Genomic DNA, 6254 nt, shown 5'->3' with positions numbered 1-6254 from the left:
GGCGCGGCTGCATCCCCTCGAAGGCCTGGCGCGCCGCGGCGGACAACATCCGCAACCGTGCGCACGACGCCGAGATGGGCGTCGACGGAACCAACACGCCGAAGCTCAACTGGGAACAGGTCGAGAAGCACCGCCGCTGGGTGCAGACCAGCCGCGGCGAAATGGCGCTGAAGGCCGACCGCGGCATGAAGATCGACGTGCGCGAAGGCTACGGCGAATTCGTCGACGCCCACACGCTGAAGATCACCCCGGTCGAAGGCGAGCCCTACACCGTCAGCTTCGGCGCCGCGGTGATTGCAACCGGCGCCCCCGCCTTCGTGCCGCCGATTCCCGGCGCGCGCGAGAACCTGGCGAGCGGCGGCGTCGTCACCTCCGACACCATCTGGAACCTCGCCGCACCGCCGAAGAAACTCGGCATCGTCGGCGGCGGCGTGATCGGCGTCGAAATGGCGCAGATCTTCCGCGACTTCGGCACCGAAGTGCTGATGCTGGAGCGCCACGAGCGCATCCTCGCCGAAATCGAGGACGAGATCGGCAAGACCCTGATCGCCGCGCTGGAGAAGGAAATCACCGTGGTCACCGGCGCCGCCATCAACGAAGTCTCCGGCACGCCCGGCGCGATGAAGCTGCGCTACGCCAACAAGGACGGCGTCGAGTCGGTGTTCGATTGCGACATCGTGCTGATGGCCACCGGCAAGCGCCCCGACACCGGCAAGCTGAATCTGGACAAGGTCGGCGTCGAACTCGACGGCGCGGCGATCAAGGTCAACGCCCGCTGCCAGACCAGCGCGCCGCACATCTACGCGGTGGGCGACGTCATCGGCGGCTACATGCTCGCCCACACCGCCGCGACGCAAGGCCGCGTCGCTGCCGACAACCTGCTCGGCCACGCCAGCGTCTACGACCAGGACAAGGACTGCGGCGTCACCTTCTCGCGCCCGCAGGCCGGCTTCGTCGGCCTCTCGGTGGCGCAGGCCAAGGCCAAGGGCATCGACGCGGTGGAAGCCAAGATGCCGATGAGCATCGACGCCAAGGCGATGATCACCGGCGAGACCGAGGGCATGATCAAGCTGGTGGCCGACAAGGCCAGCGGCCGCATCATCGGCGTGCACTTCCTCGCCGACCACACCGACACCCTGATCGGCACCGGCGTGATGATGGTCGCCGGCGAGATGACGCTGACCCAGGTCGCCCGCGCGATCTTCCCGCACCCGACCCAGACCGAGCTGTTCGGCGAACTGGCGCGGCGGTTGTTGAACCGGCTGCGACGGACGGCGAAGAAGTAAGCGTCCGGAAGAGCCAGCGACGGGGGCCGCATTCGCGGCCCCCGTCGTTTTTGCCATGCGCTGGGCTGTCCCCACGGGTTGAGCAACGCCTCGACTTGGCACTCGCGCAGCCCTAAAATGAGGAGTCTGTCGAAAGAACCGTCATAGCCGCAGCCATGAAAGGCTTTCATTCTTTCAGCCAAGTGTGGTGAAGATGACTAAGCCTTTCATTTCCCTGTGTCCCGAGATCACTCGGGCAGACGCGCTCAAGCTCATGGACTGGTTGGAAGACGAGTGCGTCACCCGCTACCTGAGCGATTCGCGCCATGTCTCCCGGTTCATCGAACAGGTTATCGGACGGGTCCAATTGCCTATCCTGAGCCATCTGTTCAACCAGGGCGGCCGGTTCTTCATGGCCTACGACCGGCATGACGTGCCTGTGGGGTTTGTGCGTCTCGTCAAGGCAGGCCCGGACTGCGAAATGGTCCTGGTCATCGGCAACCGCGACAACTGGGGGCGCAAGCTCGGGGCCAGCACCATCCGCGAAGGCATGAAGCTCGCGTTCTTCGAAATGCGGGCCGACAAGCTCATCGCCAAGATCCACGTGGAAAACGCACGTTCGCTGAAGGCTTTCGAGCGCTGCGGCTTCCTGCTGGAACGCCAGACGCCTACCCTGAAGTCCTTCGCCATGACCTCCGAGCATTATCTCCGGCTCTTGCGCGAAAGCTCTGCGGATCGTGCCAGCGGCATCCACATCACCGAAATCGACAAGGCACGGCTCACGAGCCTGCTCGCGTTCGAGCATCCCTCGGCCGTTTTCGAACTCGAGCACGAGATCGAGCGAGCCATCGTCGTCGATTCGTGCCAAGTGGCGCAGGATGTCGTCACGATGAACTCCAGGGCCTTGGTGCAGTTGGACGACGAGGAAGTGGAAGTGGCGCTGGTCTACCCAGAGGAAGCGGATGACAGTGCCGGGAAGCTGTCGGTTTGCTCCGACATTGGTACCGCGATACTGGGCTCCAAGGAGGACGATGCCTTCGACTGGCGCATCACGAACCGGACCCGCCATATTCGGATTGAGAAAGTGCTCTATCAGCCGGAGGCCGCAGGCGATTTCCACCTCTAGGTTCGCACGCTGCGCCACAGTTGCCGATCGCGGACGAACGCTCGGGCCGGCTGCGAGTCGGCGGTCAAGGCGACTTCGCCGGACGCATAGATAGAGCCGTCATTAAGCGCAGAAAGGTGATGGCGCCTCTTGGCCGGAACCAGACCAAGACCCGACGCCGAAAATAAAAAAGGCGACCGCTCGTCCGAGGGTCGCCTTTCTTGTTCGCGTTCGGGCCGTCAGCCGAACAGCCCCCTGAAGAACAGGCGGATGCCGTCCCACATGCGGCGGAAGAAGCCGCCCTCCTCGACCGCTTCGAGCGCAACCAGCGGCGCCTGCATGACGACCTTGCCGTCGCCGCCCACCAGTTCGACGCGGCCCAGCGACGCACCGGCAGCGACGGGCGCGACGATGTCGCCTTCCTTCAGCACGATGCGCGTCTGGTATTCGCCGCTGGCGCGCTTGGGCAGCGCGGCGGAGAAATCGGCGGCCACTCCAGCCTTGAGCGTGCGCGCGGCGCCTTTCCAGACGGCTGCGGTCTGTATCGTTGCGCCCTTCTTGAAGAAGGTCTTGCTGTCGAAGAAGTTGAAGCCGTAGGCGAGCAGCTTGGCGGTTTCGGTCGCCCGCGCGGCTTCGCTGTCGGTTCCGAACACCGCCGCGATCAGGCGCTGGCCGTCGCGCTTGCTCGACGCCACCAGGCAGTAGCCGGCTTCCTCGGTGTGGCCGGTCTTGAGGCCGTCGACGGTGGGGTCGCGCCACAGCAGCAGATTGCGGTTCGGCTGCTTGATGCCGTTCCAGACGAACTCCTTTTCCTTATATAGCGAATAGTGCTCGGGATCCTCGATCACGATGGCCCGCGCCAGCTTGGCCATGTCGAGCGCGCTCGAATAATGGCCTTCGGCCGGCCAGCCGGTGGCGTTGACGAAATGGCTGTCGGCAAGGCCCAGTCGTTTCGCTTCCTGGTTCATCAGCGCGGCGAAGGTGTCCTCGCCGCCCGCGAGATGCTCGGCCAGCGCGATGCTGGCGTCGTTGCCCGATTGCACGATGATGCCGCGCAGGAGATCGCTCACCGCAACCTGATCGCCGACCTTGACGAACATTTTCGAGCCGCCCATGCGCCAGGCATTTTCGCTGATGGTGACGAGGTCGCCCGCCTTGATGCGGCCGCGCTGAAGTTCCAGCGCCGCGACGTGCGAAGTCATCAGCTTGGTCAGGCTGGCGGGGGGCAGGCGCTGACTGCCCTCGTGGTCGACCAGCACGTTGCCGCTGGCGGCGTCCATCAGCACCCAGGATTTGGCCGCCAGTTGCGGGGGCGGCGGGACGACGGCGGTGGCGCTCCACGCGGCCGGCGCGAGCAGAAAACCAAAGAGCAATACGAGTCGTTGCAGGAAATACGGGGGGGTCATGGGCTTATCGATGAGTAGAAACAGAAAGGGCATTGGAACGGGCGGGCGCGCGCAAACGCGCACGCGTTCAGGATAACATCCTACGCTGCCCGGCGGCAGTCCGGCGGCAACGGCCTGTTAAAATCGCGTCATGTCGACGGCCGTACCGCGCCCGCATGGCCGCCCCCGAAACCCGCGTCCCCTTCCGCCACACCCGGCTGCCTGAACCATGCTCTATACGCTGATCCGCCCCGCCCTGTTCTCGCTCGACCCCGAGGATGCCCACCGCTTCACCCTCGCCGGCCTCGATCTCGCACACCGGGCCGGCCTGCTGGGCCTGCTGCCGCGCGCAACCGGCAAGCCGGTGCACGCGATGGGCATCGACTTCCCCAACGCGGTCGGCCTCGCCGCCGGCCTCGACAAGGACGGCGCGCACATCAATGCGCTGGCCGCGCTGGGCTTCGGCTTCATTGAAATCGGCACGGTGACGCCGCGCCCGCAGCCCGGCAATCCGCAGCCGCGCATGTTCCGCCTGCCGGTGGCCGACGCCATCATCAACCGCATGGGCTTCAACAACCTTGGCGTCGACAACCTGGTGCGGAACGTCGCGGCCAGCGGCTTCACCGGCGTGCTCGGCATCAACATCGGCAAGAACAAGGACACCCCCAACGAGCATGCGGTCGACGACTACCTCGCCTGCCTCGACAAGGTCTACGCGCACGCGACTTACGTGACGGTGAACATCTCCTCGCCCAACACGCAGAACCTGCGCGAACTGCAGAAGGACGAGGCGCTCGACGCGCTGCTCTCGGCGATCAAGCTGAGGCAGTCCGAACTGGCGCAGCGGCACGGCAAATACGTGCCGGTCGCGCTGAAGATCGCGCCCGACCTCGACGACGCGCAGATCGCCGCCATCGCCGCGCTGCTGATGATGCACCGCATCGACGCGGTGATCGCCACCAACACCACCATCGCCCGCGACGCGGTGGCCGGCCTGCCCAACGCCGACGAGGCCGGCGGGCTGTCGGGCAGGCCGGTGCGCGCGGCGTCGACCCGGGTGATCCGCGAACTGGCGCGCCACCTGAAGAACGAGGTGCCGATCGTCGGCGTCGGCGGCATCCTGTCGGGCGACGACGCGCAGGAAAAAATCGCCGCCGGCGCCTCGCTGGTGCAGCTCTACTCCGGTCTGATCTACCGCGGCCCGGGACTGGTGCGCGAGTGCGTGCAGCGCCTCGCCTGACGGAAATGAAGCGAGTGCGCGGACTCACCCTTGGCCTGCTGATGCTGGCCGCCGCCGCGCACGCCGCGCCGCCCGGGCACGCCGTCGTCACCCGCTTTGCCCAGCCGGGACTCGCGGCCGGGCAACTGGGCGTGATCGTCAACGACGACGATCCCGACAGCGTGGCGATTGCCGCGTATTACCTCGAAAAGCGCGGCATCCCCGCCGCCAACCTGATCCACGTGCGCTTCAAGCCCGGGCGCAGCACGCTTTCCCGCGAGGAATTCGCCGCGCTCAAGCGCCGGGTCGACCGCGCCGCGCCCGGCAATATCCAGGCCTACGCCCTGACCTGGGCGCAGCCGTACCGGGTCGACTGCATGTCGATCACCTCCGCCTTCGCCTTCGGCTTCGATCCCGCCTGGTGCGCCAGCGGCTGCAAGCCGACGCAGCCCAGCCCGTATTTCAACAGCAGCGCGGCACGCCCCTTCGACGCCTACACGATGCGTCCGGCCATGAGCCTGGCCGCCGCCAGCGTGGCCGAGGCGAAACAACTCATCGATCGCGGCGTCGCCGCCGACGGCAGCAACCCGGCGGGCACCGCCTATCTGGTCAGCACCGGCGACCGCGCGCGCAACGTGCGCGGGGCCGGCTACGCGGCGCTGCGCACCCAGATGCAGCGCATCCTGCCCACCGAAATCGTCGCGGCCGACGCCCTCGAAAACAAGGCCGACGTGATGTTCTATTTCACCGGACTGACCCATGTGGCGTCGCTCGACAGCAACCGCTTCCTGCCCGGCGCCATCGCCGACCACCTCACCTCGGCCGGCGGCGAACTGTTCGGCGGCTCGCAGATGAGCAGCCTCGCCTGGCTTCAGGCCGGCGCCACCGGCAGCTACGGCGCCGTGGTCGAACCGTGCAATTTCCCCGCCAAGTTCCCGGTGCCCGGCATCGTCATGGCGCACTACCTGCAGGGCGAAACCCTGATCGAAGCCTACTGGAAAAGCGTGCAGATGCCGGGGCAGGGCCTCTTCATCGGCGAACCGCTGGCGCGCCCGTTCGCCGGCGTCGCCCACCATGCGCACGACGGCGGCCTGACCCTCTCGGCGCGCCTGCTCGCCCCCGGCGATTACGAGATGCAGGCCGCGCCGTCGATGATGGGGCCCTACCGCAGCGTCGGCCGCATCCGCATCGGCTGGGGCGCCAGCGAACTCAAGCTCAACCGGATCCCGCCGGCGTACTACCGCTTCGAGCGCCGCGCCGACCTCCGCCCGGCCCGCTAG

At 66.8% G+C, this 6254-nt stretch carries 5 protein-coding genes; 4 read left to right on the top strand and 1 reads right to left on the bottom strand.

Going from position 1 to position 6254, the window contains the following annotated elements:
- Positions 1–1286, top strand: a 1286-nt coding sequence (locus tag BGO62_RS06815) for an NAD(P)/FAD-dependent oxidoreductase (RefSeq protein WP_296640558.1), incomplete at its 5' end; no start/stop codon positions are given.
- Positions 1287–1479: 193 nt separating this feature from the next.
- Positions 1480–2391: a bifunctional GNAT family N-acetyltransferase/nucleoside diphosphate kinase regulator gene (locus tag BGO62_RS06810; protein ID WP_296640555.1), complete on the top strand. Its 912-nt coding sequence runs from the start codon at positions 1480–1482 to the stop codon at positions 2389–2391.
- Between the two features lie 218 nt (positions 2392–2609).
- Here BGO62_RS06810 and BGO62_RS06805 read toward each other — a convergent pair whose 3' ends face one another.
- Positions 2610–3776, bottom strand: coding sequence for a D-alanyl-D-alanine carboxypeptidase family protein (locus BGO62_RS06805; protein WP_296640553.1), 1167 nt, complete (start codon positions 3774–3776; stop codon positions 2610–2612).
- A 208-nt stretch (positions 3777–3984) separates the two neighbouring features.
- Here BGO62_RS06805 and BGO62_RS06800 point away from each other — a divergent pair, with 208 nt between their 5' ends.
- Together BGO62_RS06800 and BGO62_RS06795 are read left to right on the top strand one after the other, a co-directional pair.
- Entirely contained in the window at positions 3985–4995 is a 1011-nt protein-coding gene (locus BGO62_RS06800; RefSeq protein ID WP_296640551.1) for a quinone-dependent dihydroorotate dehydrogenase, read from the top strand.
- Between the two features lie 5 nt (positions 4996–5000).
- On the top strand, positions 5001–6254 hold the full coding sequence (locus BGO62_RS06795; protein WP_296640550.1) for a TIGR03790 family protein: 1254 nt from the start codon (positions 5001–5003) through the stop codon (positions 6252–6254).

Source organism: Thiobacillus sp. 65-1402, assembly GCF_001897685.1.
Taxonomy (GTDB): Bacteria; Pseudomonadota; Gammaproteobacteria; order Burkholderiales; family Thiobacillaceae; genus Thiobacillus.
This window is presented reverse-complemented; position numbering and strand designations above follow the sequence as displayed.

Excerpts from the sequence above, each read along its gene's own strand:
- BGO62_RS06795 (WP_296640550.1), top strand. The coding sequence starts at position 5,001 with ATGAAGCGAGTGCGCGGACTCACCCTTGGCCTGCTGATGCTGGCCGCC.
- BGO62_RS06810 (WP_296640555.1), top strand. The coding sequence starts at position 1,480 with ATGACTAAGCCTTTCATTTCCCTGTGTCCCGAGATCACTCGGGCAGAC.
- BGO62_RS06805 (WP_296640553.1), bottom strand. The coding sequence starts at position 3,776 with ATGACCCCCCCGTATTTCCTGCAACGACTCGTATTGCTCTTTGGTTTT.
- BGO62_RS06800 (WP_296640551.1), top strand. The coding sequence starts at position 3,985 with ATGCTCTATACGCTGATCCGCCCCGCCCTGTTCTCGCTCGACCCCGAG.